Origin of the sequence: Streptomyces sp. Root1304, assembly GCF_001426405.1 — a bacterium.
GTDB lineage: Bacteria > Actinomycetota > Actinomycetes > Streptomycetales > Streptomycetaceae > Streptomyces.
This window is the reverse complement of sequence record NZ_LMEP01000005.1, coordinates 321,689-339,045: the sequence shown is the minus strand read 5'-3', so window position 1 is coordinate 339,045 and position 17,357 is coordinate 321,689. Positions and strand designations below refer to the sequence as shown.

The 17,357-nt window shown below is 74.4% G+C and carries 21 protein-coding genes; 13 read left to right on the top strand and 8 right to left on the bottom strand.

The window, feature by feature from the left end:
• Positions 1-115: 115 nt before the first annotated feature.
• Positions 116-268 (top strand): hypothetical protein, encoded by a 153-nt coding sequence (locus ASD33_RS35445; protein ID WP_157870021.1) that lies wholly within the window; start codon positions 116-118, stop codon positions 266-268.
• 42 nt (positions 269-310) lie between these two features.
• On the opposite strand, the gene rpsN is transcribed toward ASD33_RS35445, so the two are convergent.
• Together rpsN and rpmB are read right to left on the bottom strand one after the other, a co-directional pair.
• Positions 311-616 (bottom strand): 30S ribosomal protein S14, encoded by a 306-nt coding sequence (gene rpsN / locus ASD33_RS10395; RefSeq protein ID WP_056556954.1) that lies wholly within the window; start codon positions 614-616, stop codon positions 311-313.
• Positions 616-852 carry a 50S ribosomal protein L28 gene (gene rpmB / locus ASD33_RS10390; protein ID WP_056556951.1) on the bottom strand — a complete coding sequence of 79 codons (237 nt, stop codon included), beginning with the start codon at positions 850-852 and terminating at the stop codon, positions 616-618. The genes rpsN and rpmB overlap by 1 nt, the downstream gene beginning before the upstream one ends.
• Positions 853-936: 84 nt before the next feature.
• On the opposite strand from rpmB, the gene rpmG reads away from it, so the two are divergent.
• Genes rpmG through rpsR form a run of 4 tightly spaced genes read left to right on the top strand, consistent with a single transcriptional unit; the run spans position 937 to position 2,818 of the window.
• The gene (gene rpmG, locus ASD33_RS10385) at positions 937-1,101 is read left to right on the top strand and encodes a 50S ribosomal protein L33 (RefSeq protein ID WP_056556948.1); all 165 of its coding nucleotides are present in this window, start codon (positions 937-939) and stop codon (positions 1,099-1,101) included.
• Between the two features lie 38 nt (positions 1,102-1,139).
• Positions 1,140-1,385 (top strand): type B 50S ribosomal protein L31, encoded by a 246-nt coding sequence (locus ASD33_RS10380; protein ID WP_056556945.1) that lies wholly within the window; start codon positions 1,140-1,142, stop codon positions 1,383-1,385.
• Complete coding sequence (locus ASD33_RS10375; protein ID WP_056556942.1) at positions 1,385-2,536, top strand: GTP-binding protein; 1,152 nt, start codon at positions 1,385-1,387, stop codon at positions 2,534-2,536. The genes ASD33_RS10380 and ASD33_RS10375 overlap by 1 nt, the downstream gene beginning before the upstream one ends.
• Positions 2,537-2,581: 45 nt before the next feature.
• Positions 2,582-2,818 (top strand): 30S ribosomal protein S18, encoded by a 237-nt coding sequence (rpsR, locus tag ASD33_RS10370; protein ID WP_056556939.1) that lies wholly within the window; start codon positions 2,582-2,584, stop codon positions 2,816-2,818.
• Between the two features lie 104 nt (positions 2,819-2,922).
• On the opposite strand, the gene ASD33_RS10365 is transcribed toward rpsR, so the two are convergent.
• Positions 2,923-4,065: an aromatic ring-hydroxylating dioxygenase subunit alpha gene (locus tag ASD33_RS10365; RefSeq protein ID WP_056556935.1), complete on the bottom strand. Its 1,143-nt coding sequence runs from the start codon at positions 4,063-4,065 to the stop codon at positions 2,923-2,925.
• A 212-nt stretch (positions 4,066-4,277) separates the two neighbouring features.
• Here ASD33_RS10365 and ASD33_RS10360 point away from each other — a divergent pair, with 212 nt between their 5' ends.
• From ASD33_RS10360 to ASD33_RS10335, 6 genes are all read left to right on the top strand, one after another.
• A complete protein-coding gene (locus tag ASD33_RS10360; RefSeq protein WP_056556932.1) occupies positions 4,278-4,991 on the top strand; it encodes a class I SAM-dependent methyltransferase in 714 nt (237 codons plus the stop codon).
• A gap of 58 nt (positions 4,992-5,049) precedes the next feature.
• Positions 5,050-6,204: a nucleotide disphospho-sugar-binding domain-containing protein gene (locus tag ASD33_RS10355; protein ID WP_056556929.1), complete on the top strand. Its 1,155-nt coding sequence runs from the start codon at positions 5,050-5,052 to the stop codon at positions 6,202-6,204.
• 220 nt (positions 6,205-6,424) lie between these two features.
• Entirely contained in the window at positions 6,425-7,234 is an 810-nt protein-coding gene (locus ASD33_RS10350) for a phytanoyl-CoA dioxygenase family protein (RefSeq protein ID WP_056556926.1), read from the top strand.
• Entirely contained in the window at positions 7,231-8,376 is a 1,146-nt protein-coding gene (locus ASD33_RS10345) for a hypothetical protein (protein WP_056556923.1), read from the top strand. Before ASD33_RS10350 ends, ASD33_RS10345 begins: the two co-directional genes overlap by 4 nt.
• The gene (locus ASD33_RS10340; protein ID WP_056556920.1) at positions 8,373-9,662 is read left to right on the top strand and encodes an activator-dependent family glycosyltransferase; all 1,290 of its coding nucleotides are present in this window, start codon (positions 8,373-8,375) and stop codon (positions 9,660-9,662) included. The genes ASD33_RS10345 and ASD33_RS10340 overlap by 4 nt, the downstream gene beginning before the upstream one ends.
• Positions 9,659-10,627: an SRPBCC family protein gene (locus tag ASD33_RS10335; protein WP_056556918.1), complete on the top strand. Its 969-nt coding sequence runs from the start codon at positions 9,659-9,661 to the stop codon at positions 10,625-10,627. The genes ASD33_RS10340 and ASD33_RS10335 overlap by 4 nt, the downstream gene beginning before the upstream one ends.
• A gap of 47 nt (positions 10,628-10,674) precedes the next feature.
• Here the strand turns inward: ASD33_RS10335 and ASD33_RS10330 are convergent, their stop codons facing one another.
• Positions 10,675-11,004: a muconolactone Delta-isomerase family protein gene (locus ASD33_RS10330; RefSeq protein ID WP_056556915.1), complete on the bottom strand. Its 330-nt coding sequence runs from the start codon at positions 11,002-11,004 to the stop codon at positions 10,675-10,677.
• A 142-nt stretch (positions 11,005-11,146) separates the two neighbouring features.
• Here ASD33_RS10330 and rfbB point away from each other — a divergent pair, with 142 nt between their 5' ends.
• Positions 11,147-12,142: a dTDP-glucose 4,6-dehydratase gene (rfbB, locus tag ASD33_RS10325; RefSeq protein WP_056556910.1), complete on the top strand. Its 996-nt coding sequence runs from the start codon at positions 11,147-11,149 to the stop codon at positions 12,140-12,142.
• Positions 12,139-12,990, top strand: coding sequence for a dTDP-4-dehydrorhamnose reductase (gene rfbD / locus ASD33_RS10320; protein ID WP_056556907.1), 852 nt, complete (start codon positions 12,139-12,141; stop codon positions 12,988-12,990). The genes rfbB and rfbD overlap by 4 nt, the downstream gene beginning before the upstream one ends.
• A gap of 147 nt (positions 12,991-13,137) precedes the next feature.
• Here the strand turns inward: rfbD and ASD33_RS10315 are convergent, their stop codons facing one another.
• The 4 genes from ASD33_RS10315 to ASD33_RS10300 all read right to left on the bottom strand — a co-directional run bounded on the left by ASD33_RS10315 (position 13,138) and on the right by ASD33_RS10300 (position 17,226).
• Positions 13,138-14,439: an activator-dependent family glycosyltransferase gene (locus ASD33_RS10315; RefSeq protein ID WP_056556904.1), complete on the bottom strand. Its 1,302-nt coding sequence runs from the start codon at positions 14,437-14,439 to the stop codon at positions 13,138-13,140.
• A 67-nt stretch (positions 14,440-14,506) separates the two neighbouring features.
• Entirely contained in the window at positions 14,507-14,914 is a 408-nt protein-coding gene (locus ASD33_RS10310; protein WP_199863497.1) for a MarR family transcriptional regulator, read from the bottom strand.
• 81 nt (positions 14,915-14,995) lie between these two features.
• Positions 14,996-16,309 (bottom strand): activator-dependent family glycosyltransferase, encoded by a 1,314-nt coding sequence (locus tag ASD33_RS10305; RefSeq protein ID WP_056556898.1) that lies wholly within the window; start codon positions 16,307-16,309, stop codon positions 14,996-14,998.
• 122 nt (positions 16,310-16,431) lie between these two features.
• The gene (locus ASD33_RS10300; protein ID WP_199863496.1) at positions 16,432-17,226 is read right to left on the bottom strand and encodes an SDR family oxidoreductase; all 795 of its coding nucleotides are present in this window, start codon (positions 17,224-17,226) and stop codon (positions 16,432-16,434) included.
• Positions 17,227-17,357 lie beyond the last annotated feature (131 nt).

Sequence of the window (17,357 nt, the reverse complement as noted above, 5' to 3'; positions counted from 1 at the left end):
CGTCAACATCACCCGCAGCCGCCTCGGACGCCTCACCCGTCAAGGCTTCCTCACCCAGCCCGGACGAGGCCGCTACCAGAAACGGACTTAACGCCCTCTGAGTGTCGCCGCGGGTGTGACCAGCGACGAACGCGAGGAAATCAAACGGCTGCGAGCGGGGACCAAGCGGTCGCGCGGGGTCAACGAAGTGCTGAAGCTGGCGACGATCTTCTTCGCGGGGGAACGACGACCCCCGGAACCGCTGATCGTCGCCTTCGTCGACCAGTAGGACGGCGCCCCCGCTACCCGCCCGGCGCCGTCCGCGAAGCCCCTACCAGGACGACTTGGTCACTCCCGGAAGGAAGCCGGCGTGTGCCTGCCGGCGTGCTCGTACGCGGGAGAGGCCGAACTTGCGCAGGTAGCCGCGGGGGCGGCCGTCCACGCTGTCGCGGTTGCGTACGCGCGTGGCGGCGGCGTCGCGCGGCTGGCGTCGCAGCTCCGTGAGGGCGGCGTCCCGCTCGGTCGCCGTGGAGGACGGGCGGCGGACGATCTCCTTGAGCTCGGCCCGCCGGGCGGCGTACCGCGCGACGATCTCCTTGCGCTTCTCGTTCTTCGCGATCTTGCTTCGCTTCGCCATCAGACCTTCCCTCCTCGTGCGCGGATGCGGGCCACGGCCGCCTCGACGCCGATCGCGTCCACCGTCTTGATCGCCCTGGCGCTGAGCGTCAGGCGGACGTGTCGGCCCTCGCCCGCCAGCCAGTAGCGCCTGCGCTGGATGTTCGGGTCGAAGCGACGCGAGGTGCGTCGGTGGGAGTGGGAGACGGTGTTGCCGAATCCCGGCTCGGCGCCGGTGAGTTGGCAGTGGGCTGACATGGGTGCCGCCACCTTTCGTGCTGGCTGGGTGTGATGCTCACCCTACGCTATTGGAAATGAAAACCATTCCCGTATACTGCCGGCATGGCACGCAACGAGATCCGCCCCGTCATCAAGCTCCGCTCCACGGAGGGCACCGGGTTCACCTATGTGACGCGCAAGAACCGGCGCAACGACCCCGACCGCCTGGTGCTGCGCAAGTACGACCCCGTGGCCGGCCGGCACGTCGACTTCCGCGAAGAGCGCTGACCACCCCACCCGACCCCCGACCATCGAAAGGTCCTGCCATGAAGCCCGGAATCCACCCCGCCTACGAGCCTGTCGTCTTCCGCGACTCCGCCTCGGGCACCGCCTTCCTCACCCGCTCCACGATGACCAGCGACAAGACCGTCGAGTGGGAGGACGGCAATATCTACCCGGTCATCGACGTCGAGATCTCCTCGGCGAGCCATCCCTTCTACACGGGCACGGCGCGCGTCCTCGACACCGCAGGCCGCGTCGAGAAGTTCCAGCGCCGCTACGGAGCCCGTTGATGGCCCGGGAACGCCGGATGCCCGTCGTGATCGTCGCCGGGCTCCACGCCGACGCCCGCAAGGAGGTCGTCGAACGCCTCCTGCGGACCGTCCCGGGCAGCGTCGCGCTGCACCACGACCTCGCCGGAGCGGCCGAGGGCACGGTGCTGCGTGTCGTCCGCGACGCCTCCGGCATCATCGCCTCCGGCGAGACGCCCCTGGTCAACGACTGTGCCTGCTGCGCGCTGCGGGAGGACCTGGTCCCGGAGCTGGTGCGGCTGGCGGACGGCGGTCCGACCCCCCTCGCCGTGGTCGAGCTGTGGGACTCGGTCGAACCGAAGGCCATGGCGGAGGTCGTCGCAGGACACGGCGGAGACCGCCTGGTCGTGACGAACGTGATCACCGCCGTGGACCCCGCGCTCGTCCTCCCCTGCCTGGGCAACGGCGACGACCTCGCCGAGGCCGGTCTGGCCGCGGCGCCCACCGACCGGCGGACCGTGGGCGACACATGGGCCCGGCAGCTGGAGTACGCACCCGTGCTCGCCGTCGTCGAGAGCGACGAGGCCGAGCACGAGGACCATGCCCTCCTCGCCCAGCTCCATCCCACCGCACGGCACGTGGCCGCCGGTTCCGGCGAACTCGCAGAGGCCGCGTTCGCCGGCTTCGACGTCGAGGCCGCCGCGGCCGCCCAGCACCCCGCCTGCGCACTTCTGCCACAGGACGCCGACGACGCCGGCGTCACCACGTTCGTCTGGCGCCGCCACCGCCCCTTCCACCCGGAGCGGCTGTACGAGGCGCTGGAGGACCTGTGCTGCGTGGCTGCCCGCAGCCGTGGCCGGTTCTGGCTCGCCGACCGCCCCGACACGCTCCTCGCGTGGGACGCGGCCGGCGGGGCGTTGTGCGTGGAGAGCGCCGGCCCCTGGCTGGCGTCACTGCCCGACGCCGCGTGGGAGATGGTCCCGCCCGTGCGCCGCGTGGCGGCCTCGCTCGACTGGCACCCCGAGCACGGCGACCGCTGCCAGCACCTCGTCTTCGTCTCGCCCGGCCTCGACCGGGACGGGATCGAAGAACTCCTCGACTCCTGTCTGCTGACGGACGCCGAGTACCGGGCGGGCCGCGAGGCGTGGAAGCACCTGCCCGCCGCCTTCGACGCCCTCCTCGACGCCGCGTGACCCCCGTACGAATCCACTGACCCGCTCGATCCAAGGAGCCGCGACATGGCCCGACGCCCCGACCCCGGCAAGCCCGTGAAGTCCCGTCCCAACCCGCTCGACGCGGCCGGCATCACGTACATCGACTACAAGGACACCGACCTGCTCCGGAAGTTCGTCTCCGACCGCGGCAAGATCCGCAGCCGCCGTGTCACCCGCCTGAGCGCCCAGCAGCAGCGGGCCCTCGCCGCCGCCGTCAAGAACGCCCGGGAGATGGCGCTGCTGCCGTACGCCGGCCGGTGACCGTCGCCCGTTCGACCTCGCCGCCGTGTCCGTAGCCCTCGCCGCCGGAACCTGGTGGGCCGGCCGGCCCGGCCGTCCGAGGGGGCTGCGGTCGGCAGCAGGTTTCATTCCGGACGGCCCGGGCCGTCGTCGTCCTCCCTCAGGAGGGCGTGGGCCAGGGAGCGGTAGAAGAGGAGGACACCGGGTTCCTTGGGGGAGAGGTGGCCCCGTTCGGCGAAGCGGGAGACGGCGCCCCGCTGGACCGCCTCCAGGCCCCGGCGGTCCTCGCCGTTGATCACCGCCGCGTACGCCTCCGCCTCCTTCCGTACCGCCTCCCGGTCCTGGCCCTCGATCATCGCGGACGGCATCAGGACCCCGCCCCGGACCGTCGTGCGGTCGAGGGCCGAGGGGATGAGGCTGAGCCAGATCACCATGTCGCCCGAGGCGGCGAGGCTGCCCGAGGGGAAGACGAAGAAGCCGTAGAGATGGGCCCGTTCCTCCTCCGTGAGGTCCAGGACCATGGGCTCCAGCGGGGTCGCGTACCGGACCCTCATGCTGTCCGCCCAGGGGGAGTCCGACCGTACCGTCGTCTCCGCGCCGCCCGGCGTCGTCGGTTGCAGGGTCTCCGGGTGGAAGCCCATGACGTGGTAGTTCTCGTGGGCGTTCTCGACGGCGATCTTCCAGTTGCAGTGCCACTCCTCCGTCCAGCCCGCGACCTGGGTGAGCTCCGGCAGCCGGTAGTTGGCCAGGTCCCCGCCGATCCGCCGCAGATGGGGCCCCAGCGGCTCCGCGTTCACGTCGAGATTGACGAAGACGAATCCCTGCCACTCCTCCACCGCGAACGGGGGCAGCCGGCACGCCGAGGGATCGAACGCCGGATTCCGCTTCATGTGGGTGGCGCCGACGAGCCGGCCGTCGAGCCCGTACCGCCACAGGTGGTACGGACAGGTGAAGACATCGGTGCGGCCCGAACCCTCCTCCACCACCGGCATCAGCCGGTGCCGGCACACCGGCGACATCCCGCGCAGCGCCCCGTCCTCGCCGCGGACCACCACCACCGGCTCGCCCGCGACCGACAGCGCCACATAGGCCCCGGTCTCCGCCAGCTCGTCGGCGTGCGCCACCAGCACCCAGGAACGGCCGAACACCCGCTCCTGCTCGGCCTGCCACAGCTCCGGCGAGGTGAACGCCGCCGGAGGCAGGCTCAGCTCCTCCGCGTCGGGCCCCAGATACCGTCCCAGCTCCGCCACGATCTCCCCGACGTCCACGTCGGCCCTCCGCTCGTTCCCGCATGCGTTCCGGCGCCCGCCCCGGCGCGAGCCCTCGCTCCCGCCCCCGGGCGCCGGCCCGGGTCTCGTCCCGTCCGGCCGAGGGTGACCGCCCGTCCTGGTGAATCGGTCGCCGCCCGATCGACGCGCCACCCCCGCCGCCTCCACCCGTCCTGGGCGAATCCTCCAGCCCTCCTTCCGACGATCCGTGCATGTACGGCGCTGAACTCACCGAGATCCACGACCTCATCCACGAGAGCCGCGGCAAGGACTACGGGGCCGAGGCGAGCGAGCTGACCCGGCGCGTCCGCCTGCTGCGGCCCGACGTGCGCTCCCTCCTCGACGTGGCCTGCGGCACCGGAGCCCACCTGCGCCACTTCGCGGGCCACTTCGACGCGGTGGCGGGCCTCGAACTGTCCGAGCCCATGGTCCGTGCGGCGCGACGCGCGCTGCCGGACGTCCCGGTGCACGTCGGCGACATGCGGGCCTTCGACCTGGACGCCCGGTTCGACGTCGTCACCTGCATGTTCGGGTCCCTCGGCTACGCGACCGAGGAGGCCGAACTCCAGGCCGCCCTGGCCTCCTTCGCCCGCCATCTCACGCCCGGCGGGGTGGTGGCCGTGGACCCCTGGTGGTTCCCCGAGACGTACCTCGACGGACACGTCTCGGCGGACGTCGCCACCGTCGCCGGGCGGACCGTGGCCAGAGTGTCCCACTCCGCACGCGAGGGGGAGGCGTGCCGGATGGACGTCCACTACGTGGTGGCCGACGCCCGTACGGGTGCCCGGCACTTCACCGAGACCCACCGCATCTCCCTCTTCACCCGCACCGCCTACGAGACGGCCTTCCGGGCGGCCGGCCTCACCGTCGAGTACGTCCCCGGTCCGCACTCCGGCCGGGGCCTCTTCCTCGGGACCGCACCGTGAGTCCCGGTCCAGGGGGAACCCCGCGAAACGCATCCGACGACTCCTGTCTGGGGGCAGCATGCGCGTCCTGTTCGTGACCTCTCCCGGTCTCGGCCACCTCTTCCCGACCGTTCCCCTCGCCCAGGCCTTCCGCGCGGCCGGCCACCGCGTCCGGTACGCCACCGGCGGGCTCAGCCTCGGTGTCGCCGAGGCGGGGTTCGACGTCGTCGACGTCACCCCCGGCCTGGACTACCTGCCCGTCTACGTCCCCCAGGGGAACGGCACGGAGGCCGAAGGCCCCACGGGCCACCCCATGTTCGCCGAGGACCCCGAGGACGCCGAGCTGGCCACGCTCTTCGCCCGGGTCTCCGGGGTCATGGTGGACGGCGCCCTCGCGGCGGCCCGGGCGTGGTCCCCCGACCTGGTGGTCGCGCCGCCCCTCCAGGGAGCCGGTCCGCTCCTCGCCGCCGCGCTCGGCGTCCCGCTCGTCGAACCCCGCCTCGGTTCGTACGACAGCGGCGCCCGGCTCCGCACCCTGCTCCGGGCCGGGATGGACCCCCACTGGGCCCGGCACGGCGTCACCGGTGAGCCCCCGGCGACGATCCCGCTCACCACCCTCCCGCCGAGCCTCACGGCCCTCCTGCCCGAGGACCGCCGGACCCCCGAGGCCCGTCCGGTGCGCCCGGTGCCCTTCAACGGCGGGACCGTGCTGCCCGACTGGCTCGCCGAGACGCCCCGGCAGCCGCGTATCGCCGTCACCCTCGGCACCATCGAGGCGCAGTGGGGCGGGCTCGCGATCCTCGGCCCGCTCATGGAGGCCGCCCGGGGCGTCGAGGCCGAGTTCGTGCTCACCCTCGGCGGCGGCGACCCGGCCCTGCTGACCGACGTGCCACCCAACGTCCGGCTGGTCGACTGGGCCCCGCTCGACCTCCTCCTCGACACCTGCGTCGCGGTCATCCACCACGGCGGCAGCGGGACGATGCTGACGGCCGCCGCCGCCGGGCTTCCGCAGTGCGTCATCCCGCGCGGCTCGTACCAGCAGACGGGCGCGGACCTGCTGCCCGCGCGCGGCATCGGGATCGTGGCCGAGCCCGGGACGCTCGGAGCCGCCGAGTGCCGGGCGCTCCTCAAGGACGAGCGCCTCCGCGACAACGCCCACCAGGTCCGGGACGAACTGCTCGCGATGCCCACGCCGGCCGAGACGGTGGGCGCACTCGTCGAGTCCCTCGGATGAGCGGCCGGCTCCTGCCCGTAGCCCTCCCGCTTGCGCCGGAGGCCGTCCCGCTCCCGCGCCAGGCCCGGACGTCCCCGCGCGAGGCCCGGACGTCCCGGCGCGAGGCCCGGACGTCCCCGCGCGAAGCCCTGGCGCCCCCGCGCGAGGACCGGACGTCCCAAGCCCTCCCGCCCTCCCGGGAACCCTCCCGGCCCCCCACCCGACGAGGAAAGACGATCACGTGCTGACCCACCCCGATCTGACGGAGAGCGGCCTGCCGACCCCCGAGGCCCTCCGCCGCTTCCACGACCAGGGATTCGTCCACCTCCGGGCCGTGCTCTCCGCCGAGGAGATCGCCGGCTTCCGCGCCGCCGCCGAGGAACTCCTCGCCGCCGAGGGCCCGGAGATCTGGGGCGCCTCCGAGGAGGAGACCCAGGTCCACTACGTCGAGGCGGCCTGGCGCAAGCACCCCGCCCTGCGGCGGCTGGCCCTGCACCCCCGTGTCACCCGGGCCGCCGAGCACCTCGCCGGCGGGCCGCTGCGGCTCTACGGCACCGACGTGCTCAAGAAGGATCCCGACGTCCACCTGCCCACCGTCGTCCACGACGACGAGCCCGGGCTCCCGCTCGCCGGACTGACCCGGACGCTCACGGCGTGGATCCCGCTGGCGGACGTGCCCGCCGACCGGGGCTGCCTGACCTACGTCCCCGGATCGCACCGGCGGCCCCTCGCCCACCGACAGGTCCATCTGGCCGGATTCCAGGACTACCGGCCGATGGAGGAGGTCTGGCCCGACTTCCCGTTCAGCCCCCGGGTGGCCGTCCCCATGCGCGCCGGGGACGTGGTCTTCCACGACTTCCGCACCGTGCACATGGCCGGCGTCAACACCGACGGGGAGCGCAGGCTCGCCTTCGCCTCCGTCTACATGGACTCCGACGCCACCTACCGCCCCGGCGTCCAGGACCACCCGGTGGCCCACCTCGCGCCCGGCGCCCCCGTCGACGGCGACCTGTTCCCCCTGATCGCCGCAGGTCCCGGCGGCACCCCGTGACCACCCCGGAGTCCGTTCGGCCGGGGGAGCTCGCCGCGCTGGGGGAGCGGCTGCAGCGCGAGCACGGCATTCTGTGGCTGCACCGGCTCAAGGGCGACCCGTACGCCGCGCTGCTCTGCGACATCGACGACGACCCGGGCCCGCTGCGCGAACGGATCCGCGCGGCCGGGCCGCTGTGGCGCTCCCGCGCCGGCTCCTGGGTCACCGCCGATCCCGCCACGGCGGCCGAGCTGCTGGCCCACCCGGACATCGGCCACGTGGCGGCCCTCCCGGAGGAGACCGCCGTGACCGGGATACGGCCGCCGGCCGGTCTGGCGGCGCTCTGCGCGCGGCTGCTCGACGCGGCGGGCCCCGAGTTCGACCTCGTCGCCGACGTGGCCGAGCCGCTGGTGGCGGGCGCCCTCGCCGAGGTGTGCGCGATCCCCGGGGAAGACCTCCACCGGTTCGCCGAGGCCCTCGCCGCCTGTGGCGTGGCCCAGGACGCGGTGGTGTGCCCGCAGCGGCTCGCCGCCACCCGACGGCTGCGCACCGGCCTCGACGAGCTGCGGGCCCTGCTCGCCGCCGGCCCGCCCGGCGCACCCGGCCCGGCGACGGTCGCCGTCGCCGCCCGTACCGGCGCCGACCTCCTCGCCCGGAGCGTGCTGCGGTCGTCGCTCGCGCCCTCGGCCCGTGACGCCGGGCGGGCGGCCGGGGAGGCGCTGCGCGCGGAGCCACCCGGATGGATCGTGCCCCTGGTGGCCCGAGCCGGTCTCCAGGCCGCCGGGGCCCGGATCGCCGAGGGCGAGCGGATCGCGGTCCTCCCCGACGGCGGGCCGGGAGCGGTGACGGCACCCGCCCACCTCACGACGGCGCCGTTCCACCGCGCCCTGGCCGAGACCGTCCTCGCGGCACTGGCGGAGCGGTACACCGAGGTGCGGCCCGTGTCCCCCGTGGTGCGCCGCGCCCGGGCCCCGCTGACCCGGGGCATCGCCCGCGTCCGGGTCGGCGTCACGACCACCCCCACGGCCGGTGGCGGGACGGCCGGGAGGACCACCCCGACGGCCGGTGGCGGGACGGCCGGGAGGACCACCCCGACGGATCCCCCGAGGGAGGCCGTGTCCCCGCGGGCCGCCCTCGGGGCAAGAGGAGGAGATGCTCGATGAAGGTTCTGTTCACCTCGCTGGAGGGCAGCCACTTCCAGCTGCTCGCCCCGCTGGCGTGGGCGCTGCGCACCGCCGGCCACGAGGTGCGGGCCGCCTGCGTCCCCGGCGTGGTGGAGACCGTCACCCGGTCCGGCATCACCGCCGTCCCCATCGAGAGCCCGCCGTGGTACGAGGCCCTCGATGCGTTCCACCAGGAGGGCATCGCCCACTTCGGCACCGCCGACCAGGACCGGGAGCCGGACCGGGAGGACACCTGGGAGGAGCAGCTCGGCTACGAGAGCGTCATCGTGCCCGCCCTCAACTCCCGCCTGAACTCGGACACCATGATCGACGAACTGGTGGCGCTCGCCCGGCACTGGCGCCCCGACCTCGTCATCTGGGAGACGCTCTGCCTGGCGGGCCCGGTCGCCGCGCTCACCGTGGGCGCGGCCCACGCCCGGCTGGTCTCCGGGCCGGAGCTGGCCATGCAGCTGGGGACCCGGCGGACCTTCCTGCGGCTGGCCGCGGAGCAGGAGCCGGAGCACCGCGAGGACCCCACGGCGGAATGGCTGGACCGGACCCTCGAACGCCTCGGCGCCGAGGCCCGGTTCGACGAGTCCGTGCTCACCGGTCAGTGGACCGTCGACACCCGGCCGGCGAGCCTCCGCGAGGAGCTGGGCATCCCGACGGTCCCGGCCCGCTACATCCCGTACAACGGGCAGGCGGTCGTGCCCCGCTGGCTCCGCGAGCCCCCGCGCCGCCCCCGGGTCTGTCTGACGCTCGGGGTCAGCATCGACAGCAGTTACGGCCTCTGGGACCTCGACTCGGTCCTCATCGGCATGCTGGGCGCGCTCGGCGAACTGGACGTGGAGGTGGTCGCCGCGCTCTCCGACCGGCAGCGCGCGCATTTGCCGCCGCTCCCCGACGCCGTACGCGTGGTGGACCGGGTCCCGATGCACGACCTGCTGCCGACCTGTGCGGCGGTGGTCCACCACGGCGGCTACCAGACCAAGGCCACGGCCGAGTTCCACGGCGTCCCCCAGGTGCTGCTCACCGGGTGGGAGTGGGTCACCGAGTCCATGGGCGCCGCCTACGAGGAACAGGGCAACCTCCTGTCCCTGCCCCTCCGCGAGTTCACCGCCGACCGCTTCCGCGAGAACGTCGCGCGCGTGCTCACGGAGCCCTCGTTCGCGGCCAACGCGCGGCGTCTGCGGCGGGAGATCGGGGAGATGCCGACGCCCAACGAGGCCGTCGAGGAGATCGAGCGGCTCACGGCCCGGTTCGGAAAGGAACGGCGAGGAGCATGACACTCACGGAGATCGTGGCGGAGCTGGCCGGGTATCTGGAGGCGGACGCACGGGAGTTGAGCCTCTCCCCGACGGCCTTCACCTCTCCCGAGCTGTGGGAGGCGGAGCAGGACCGGGTCTTCGGCAGGTCGTGGCTGCTGGCCGGACACGTCAGCGAACTGGCCGGTCCCGGGGGGACCCTGACGGTCTCGCCCGCCGGCCGGTCCGTGACCGTCGTCCGGGGCGAGGACGGGAGACCGCGCGGGTGGTCCGCCCCGGGCGCGCGCCGTCCGGCCCCGGCCGTGGAGGAGTGGCGCGGGTTCGTCTTCGTCAATCCCGATCCGGACGCCGAGCCGCTGGCACCGCACCTGCGGCGGACCGGCGACGAACTCGACGCCTACCGGCTGCCGGAGATGACACCCGTCGCGTCCTGGACCGAGGAGTGGCGGTGCAACTGGAAGATCGCGGTCCAGAACGCCCACGAGAACTACCACGCGATGGGACTCCACCCCACCACCGTCGCGCTCATCACCCCGCCGGGCGGCGCCATGGAGGTGCGGACCGATACGCCCTGGGTGACCCGCCTCCTCAGCCCGTTCCGCGAACCCCTCGCGGCCACGGCGCTCCCGCTCTCCGACGCGCAGCGGGCCACCATGTACAACTGCGCCGTCTTCCCGTGCGGCAGCCTGGCGGCCTTCGGCGACTCCGTCGTCTGGACCGCGATGATCCCGCTGGCCATCGACCGCGTCGAGGTCCGCGGCGGTGTGCTCGCGCATCCGGCGGCCCTGGAGGGCCAGGACCGCGACGCCTTCCGCGCGCAGAACGAGGAGAGCGCCGCGGTCGTCAACCGGGAGGACCGGCTCGGCATGGAGGCCGTGCAGCGGGTGGCGGGCTCCCGCTTCGCGGAGCGCGGCCACCTCTCCCCGAAGGAACCCGGGGTCACCGCCTTCTACCGGGGCCTCGCCCGCGCCCTCGTCACCGGGTGACGGCGGCCCGTGCTCTTGTCACCCGGCGACGGTGGCCCGCGCCCTCGTCACCCGGTGACGGTCGCGTCCCCGGTGTCCCCGCCGCGCTTCTCGAAGGCCGTCGGGTCGAAGCCGCCCGCCTCCGCGAGCGGGATCACCTCGAAACGCAGGTGCGGGCTGAGCGGGTTCCCGTACAGCAGCGTGTTCAGCTCCTCGTGGGAGTCCACCTCGTAGATCAGCAGGCCGCCCGAGGCGCCGACCCGGATCCAGTTGTGCCGGATGACACCCTTGCCGACCAGATCCTTGACGTAGGCGAAGCCCTCGGGCAGCCGCCGGCGGAACTCGTCGGCGGGTATCCCCGTGGGGGACTGGGTGGCGAGGACGGCGAACAGGGCCATGGTTCCTCCAGCGTTCGGGATCTCGACGCCCGAGTCTCGGCCGCCCCGGTCACCGACGGGTCGACGACGGATGGAGCCGGGGGACTACCGTGCCCAGGGGCCGTCGTCCGATGCTCGACCCGCCGGAGGCACAGTCACCCGCGTGAATCTCCTGGTTACCGGAGCGGCCGGTTTCATCGGCTCGGCCTACGTCCGTTCCCTGCTGTCCGAGGATCCGGCCGTGCACGTCACGGTGCTGGACAACCTGACCTACGCGAGCAACCTCGCCAACCTCGACACCTCCCACCCCCGACTGCGGTTCGTGCGCGGGGACATCTGCGACCCCGTCCTCGTCGACCGGCTGACGGCCGACGCCGGCCAGGTGGTGCACTTCGCCGCCGAGTCGCACGTCGACCGCTCCATCGCCGGCGCGGAGCCCTTCGTCCGCACCAACGTGCTGGGCACGCAGACGCTCCTCGACGCGGCCGTGCGCCACGGCGTCGGCCCCTTCGTCCACGTCTCGACCGACGAGGTCTACGGCTCCATCGCAGAGGGCGCCTGGACCGAGGACCAGCCGCTCGCCCCCAACTCCCCCTACGCGGCCTCCAAGGCCGCCTCCGACCTGCTCGTCCTGGCCCAGCACCGCACCCATGGACTCGACGTCCGGATCACCCGCTGCTCCAACAACTACGGGCCGCGCCAGTTCCCCGAGAAGCTCGTCCCGCTCTTCGTCACGAACCTCCTGGACGGTGAGCGGGTGCCGCTCTACGGCGACGGCAGCCACGAACGCGAGTGGGTGCACGTCGAGGACCACTGCGCCGGCATCGACCTGGTCCGCACCCGCGGCCGGGCCGGCGAGGTCTACCACCTCGGCGGCGGCACCGGCCTCACCAACAGGGAGCTGACCGACCTGCTCATCGACGCCTGCGGGGCCGACCCGAGCCGGATCCGGCCGGTGCCCGACCGCAAGGGCCACGACCTGCGCTACGCCCTCGACGACGGCAAGGCCCGCGCCGAGCTGGGCTACCGCCCCCGGCACACCTTCGCCGAAGGCCTCCCGGCGACCGTCGCCTGGTACCGGGAGAACCGCGCCTGGTGGGAACCGCTCAAGCACCGTCTGCGCGAGCCCCTCGGCACCACCGTCCGGGCGCCGGGATGAGGTGGATGGTCACCGGGGCGGGCGGCCTCCTCGGCCGCGAGGTGACGGCGGCGCTGGCGGCCCGGGGAGCGGACGCGGTCGGCCTGGACCGGCGCGCCCTGGACGTCACCGACCCCGACGCGCTCGCCGCCGCCTTCGCCCGGCACCGCCCCGGGCTCGTGGTCAACTGCGCCGCCCACACGGCCGTGGAGGCGGCCGAGACGGACGCCGAACGGGCCTTCCGCGTCAACGGCGAAGGCCCCCGGAACCTCGCCCTCCTGTGCGCGCGGCACCGGGTCCGGCTGCTCCACCTCTCCACCGACTACGTCTTCCCCGGCGACGCCCGCTCCCCGTACGCGGAGGACCACCCCACGGCCCCCCTCAACGTCTACGGACGCAGCAAACGGGCGGGCGAACGGGCGGTCCTCGCGCTGCTGCCCGACCTGGGAGCCGTGGTCCGCACCGCCTGGCTGCACGGCGAGCACGGGCCCAGCTTCGTCCGCACCATGACGGAACGAGCGCGGGGCGGCGACCCCGTCGACGTGGTGGCCGACCTGGTGGGCCAGCCGACCTGGGCGGCCGACGTGGCGCGCGCCCTGATCGCGCTCGGCGGCGTCCCAGGGGCGAGCGGCGTCTACCACGCCACCAACGCCGGCCGGGCCAGCTGGTACGAGCTGGCCCGCGAGGTGTTCCGGCTGACCGGCGCCGATCCCCGGCGGGTGAGGCCGGTGTCCGCCGCGGCCTTCGGCGGCCGGGTCCACCGGCCCCGGTACACGGTGCTCGGCCACGACCGGTGGCGCGAGGCGGACCTCCCGGCACCCCGGCCGTGGCGCGCGGCCCTGGCCGAGGCGCTGGGCCGGCCCGGCTGAGCCGGGCGGTGACGCCGGTCGGCTGGTACGGCGGTGACACCGGTCAGCTGGTACGGCGGTGACGCCGGCCCGCCGAGCCGTTGCCGGCGCCCGGTCGGTCCGGCGTGAACGGTGACACCGGTCCGCTGACCCGGCGGTGACGTCCGGTCAGCCGTTCCCCCGGTGACGCCCTGTCAGAGCTTCGAGGACCGGGACGAGTTCGGCGGGCGAGGGGGTGGCCCGGATCTCGTCCCGCAGCCGGGCCGCGTTCCGTGCGTACGAGGGGTCCTCCAGCACCCGCGTCACCAGGTCGCGCAGCTCCGCCGGGCGCAGCGGCCCCGGCCCGGCCGGGCGCAACCCGGCTCCCGAGCGTTCGAGCAGCGCCGCCCGGGGATGGATGTCCCACAGGTCGTTGGGGACGACGACCTGTGGGACGCCGTGCGCCAGCGCGTTCTGCGCGGTGCCGAAGCCGCCCTGGTGCACGATCGCCGAGCAGCTGGGCAGCAGGGCGTCCAGCGGGACGAAGTCCACCACCCGCACGTTGTCCGGGACGCGCCCGACCTCGGCGAGCTGACCGGTGTCGAGGGTCGCCACCACCTCGGCGTCGAGCTCGCCCAGCGACTCCAGGAGCGCCGGTACGGAGGTCCGCTCGCCACCCATGACCTCGCGGAACGAGAGCCCCAGCGTGAGGCAGACCCGGCGCCGGGACGGCGGTTCGCGCAGCCACTCCGGCACCACCGACCGTCCGTTGTACGGGATGTGACGGACCGGCACCCACGGCAGGTCGGTCGGCGGACGCAGCGAGGGCGGGGTGGGGTCGAGGGTCCACTGACCGGTCACCAGGTCCTCCGTGAACCCGACGCCGTACCGCTCCGCCGTCCAGCCGAGCCACTCGGCGAGCGGGTCCTCGCGCAGCTCCCGGGGCCGGCCCGCCGACACGGCCAGGTGCCGCCGCCGCGCCGCGCCCACCAGGTCGAGGCCGTAGAGGAGCCGGGCGTGCGCCGCCCCGCAGGCGCGGGCGGCGACCGGTCCGCCCATCATCAGGGTGTCCCAGACGACCAGGTCGGGGCGCCACCGGCGGGCCAGCGCCACCAGGTCGTCCACGGTCTCCTCGGCCGAGAAGTTCTGGAAGATGGCCGAGGTCATCACCGTGAACAGCCCGTCCAGGAAGTCGGGGGTCAGCCGCTCGGGCCGGTCCTCCGCGATCCGCATCAGTTCCTGGGCGTCCGGCGGGTCCGCCAGCCGCTCGGCGGCCTTCTCCTGCCGCCGCCGCAGCTCCTCGACGGACTCGTCCTGGGCCAGCCGCGGCCCCACCGGGACGCCGGACAGCCCGGCGGCGGTGACGGTGTCCATGAGGTCGGGCTGACTGGCGACGCGCACGTCGTGCCCGGCGGCGCGCAGGGCCCAGGCGAGCGGCACCTGGACGAAGAAGTGGGGTGATGCGGCCAAGGTCACGAAGAGCACACGCATGGCGGTGAGGCTAGGGCGCGGTCCTCGACACCACCTCGACCCCCGTTGGTGCGCGCCGGGGCGGCCGTCAGCGGGCCGGCAGCCAGGCCTCGTCGTCGGTGGCGTGGGCCAGGACCCGCTGGAGGAGTTCGCGCAGGGCCTCGGCCTCGTCCGGGGCGAGATCGCCGAGCAGTTCCGCCTCGACCCGCTCCAGCGGCCCGTCGATCCTGGTCAGCAGGTACTGGGCGGTGTCGGTGATCTCCAGCCGCCGCGAGCGGTCGTCGGCGCCCGGCCGGCGGCGTACGTGACCGGCCTCGACGAGTTCGTTGACCAACTGGTGCACCGACTGCCGGGCGATGCCCAGCTGCCGGGCCAACTCCGCCATGGTCAGCTCGGGTTCGAGCGACAGCTGCGCGAGCAGCCCGTACTGGCGCACCGTCAGGTCGTACGCGGCCAGCCGCTCGTCCACCCGACGCGTCGCGACGGTGCTCGCCACGGCCAGGAGATACGGAATATGAGTCCTCAAGGCGTCGCCGCCCCTCCCCGGAATCGGTGCTCCTGCGGCTCCGACCGTATGTCATGCGCCCGTGGGCACGCGCGACCGGTGGGCGGAGACCAGCCGTTCCAGGACGGGGACGATGTCGGCGGGGGTCGGCGTCCCGAGCATCTCGGTGCGCACCCGGTCCGCCGCCCGCGCGAAGGACGGGTCGTCGAGCACCCGGGTCACCATCGCGCGCAGCCGGGCGGCCGTGAGCCGCTCGGGCGGGCACGTCAGGGCCACCCCGGCCGCGCGTGCCCGCTCCGCGCGCGGGGTGTTGCACCACATCCGCGCCGGGACGACGACCTGAGGGACACCGTGGGCCAGGGCGGTCAGGAAGGTGCCCGCCCCACCGTGGTGGATGATCGCCGCGCAGCTCGGCAGCAGTTCGTCCAGCGGGACGAAGTCGAACGCCCTGACGTTCGGCGGCAGCGGTCCGAGCGCGGCGAGCTGCCCGGCGTCGAGCGTGGCCACCACCTCGACGTCCAGACCGGCCACGGCCTCCAGCAGCTCGCCGACCGACGCCTGGTCCTCGCCGACCACCTCCCGGAAGGAGACGCCGAGGGTCAGACAGATCCGGCGCCGGCCCTCGGGCCCGTCCAGGCGGAGGGGCGCGCCCGCCGGGCCGTTGTACGGCACGTAGCGCACCGGCACCCGGGGCAGGGACACCGGCAGGGCGAGGGAGGTGGGCACCGGGTCGAGGGTCCACTGACCGACCACCAGCTCCTCGTCGAAGCCCCGGCCGGGACCCTCCAGACCGTGCCGTCCGAGGACCTGCCCGAGCCACTCCTCCAGCGGGTCGTCCCGCAGCTCGGGCGGCAACCGGTCGAGGACGGCCCGGTACCGCTCGCGCAGCAGGCCGACCAGGTCGAGCCCGAACATCAGCCGGGCGTGCGCCGCCCCGGAGGCCCGGGCGGCGACCGGGCCCGCGTACGTCATGGTGTCCCAGACGACCAGGTCGGGCCGCCAGTCCCGGGCGTAGGCGACAAGGTCGTCGATCATCCGGTCCGGCACCGTGTTCCGGTGGACCAGCGGGGTCCAGGCGGCGAACAGCCCGTGCAGGTGCTCGGGCGTCAGCCGTTCCGGGCCTATCTCGCCGGGGTCGAGGACCCGCAGCCAGGCACCGTCGCGGAGCTCCTCGGCCTGCTCCGTGTCGGCGGGGTTCATCTTCGCGGCGACGTGCAGGGACTCACCGACCGGGACCGCGGTCAGGCCGGCCCGGGTGATGTCGTCCACCACGTCCGGCTGGGCGGCGACCCGCACCTCGTGGCCGGCCGCGCGCAGGGCCCAGGCGAGCGGGACCTGTGCGGCGACGTGGGTGGGGGCGGCGAAGGGCTGGAACAGGACGCGCATCGGCGTTCACCTCTCGGACGTACGGACCCGGGCGACGCGCGGGAGGGGCCGCCGGGCGGGACGGCGGGGCCGGGACGTTTCCCGGGCCCGGCGGCCCGGCGTTCGGTGGTGGACGGGCGGGGTCACGTCAGGGAGAGCCCGCCGTCCACCGCGAGCACCGAGCCGTTGGCGTAGGCGGCCTCCGGCCGGGTGAGCTGCACGATCCACCAGGCCATCTCCTCGGGCCGGCCGACCCGGCCGCTCGGGGTCCGGGCGGAGATCCCCTTCAGGAAGGCCTCGTACGCGCCGGCCCCGTCCTGGCCCGGACCGGCGCCGACGTCGGTCACACCGGGAGCGACGCCGACCACCCGGATGCCGCGCGGGGCGAGTTCGACGGCCCAGGTGCGGGTGAGGAAGTCGAGCCCGGCCTTCGCCGCCCCGTACAGACCGTTGTCGGGCCAGGACCGCAGGCCCAGGGCGCCGGCCGAGCCGATGTTCACCACCGTCCCCGAGGTCTCCGCCAGGGGATCGAGGGCGGCCCGGGTGAGCAGGACCGGGGCCAGGAGGTTGGTGTGGAGCTGCCGTTCGGCCTCGGCCCGGTCCAGCGCGGCGAGCGGGCGGTACCCCATCGCGGCCGCGTTGTTCACGAGGACGTCGATCCGGCCCAGGGCGGCCAGGGCCGCCTCGACGATCCGCTCGGGGGCGTCCGGTTCCGTCACGTCGGCGACCAGGCCCTGGATTCCGGGGTGGTCCTCGGCCGTCGCGTCGAGCGTGGCCTTCGTACGTCCGACGACGAGCACCCGGTCGCCGTGCGCGGCGAACGCGCGGGCGGTGGCCCGGCCGATGCCGGTGCCGCCGCCGGTGACGACGATCCCGCGCCCGGCTCCGGGCCGGGCTCCCCGGCCGGTTCCTTCGGTTCCTTCGGTTCGGATGGTCATGTGCTCAGGGTCGGCAGCGGACCTCGCATGCGCCTCGACCTTCGCGCACCCGGGGTCCGCCGCCGGGGATCCCGCGGTCGGGGCCGGGCGGAGGCACCTGCGGTCCGCGCCCGGCCCCCGCCCCTCGAACC

Coding starts and splice junctions, on each gene's coding strand:
- rpmG (WP_056556948.1), top strand. CDS start 937: ATGGCACGCAACGAGATCCGCCCCGTCATCAAGCTCCGCTCCACGGAG.
- ASD33_RS10340 (WP_056556920.1), top strand. CDS start 8,373: ATGAAGGTTCTGTTCACCTCGCTGGAGGGCAGCCACTTCCAGCTGCTC.
- ASD33_RS10360 (WP_056556932.1), top strand. CDS start 4,278: ATGTACGGCGCTGAACTCACCGAGATCCACGACCTCATCCACGAGAGC.
- rpsR (WP_056556939.1), top strand. CDS start 2,582: ATGGCCCGACGCCCCGACCCCGGCAAGCCCGTGAAGTCCCGTCCCAAC.
- ASD33_RS10305 (WP_056556898.1), bottom strand. CDS start 16,309: ATGCGCGTCCTGTTCCAGCCCTTCGCCGCCCCCACCCACGTCGCCGCA.
- ASD33_RS10335 (WP_056556918.1), top strand. CDS start 9,659: ATGACACTCACGGAGATCGTGGCGGAGCTGGCCGGGTATCTGGAGGCG.
- ASD33_RS10375 (WP_056556942.1), top strand. CDS start 1,385: ATGGCCCGGGAACGCCGGATGCCCGTCGTGATCGTCGCCGGGCTCCAC.
- ASD33_RS10330 (WP_056556915.1), bottom strand. CDS start 11,004: ATGGCCCTGTTCGCCGTCCTCGCCACCCAGTCCCCCACGGGGATACCC.
- ASD33_RS10380 (WP_056556945.1), top strand. CDS start 1,140: ATGAAGCCCGGAATCCACCCCGCCTACGAGCCTGTCGTCTTCCGCGAC.
- rfbD (WP_056556907.1), top strand. CDS start 12,139: ATGAGGTGGATGGTCACCGGGGCGGGCGGCCTCCTCGGCCGCGAGGTG.
- ASD33_RS10300 (WP_199863496.1), bottom strand. CDS start 17,226: ATGACCATCCGAACCGAAGGAACCGAAGGAACCGGCCGGGGAGCCCGG.
- ASD33_RS10315 (WP_056556904.1), bottom strand. CDS start 14,439: ATGCGTGTGCTCTTCGTGACCTTGGCCGCATCACCCCACTTCTTCGTC.
- rpmB (WP_056556951.1), bottom strand. CDS start 852: ATGTCAGCCCACTGCCAACTCACCGGCGCCGAGCCGGGATTCGGCAAC.
- ASD33_RS10355 (WP_056556929.1), top strand. CDS start 5,050: ATGCGCGTCCTGTTCGTGACCTCTCCCGGTCTCGGCCACCTCTTCCCG.
- rpsN (WP_056556954.1), bottom strand. CDS start 616: ATGGCGAAGCGAAGCAAGATCGCGAAGAACGAGAAGCGCAAGGAGATC.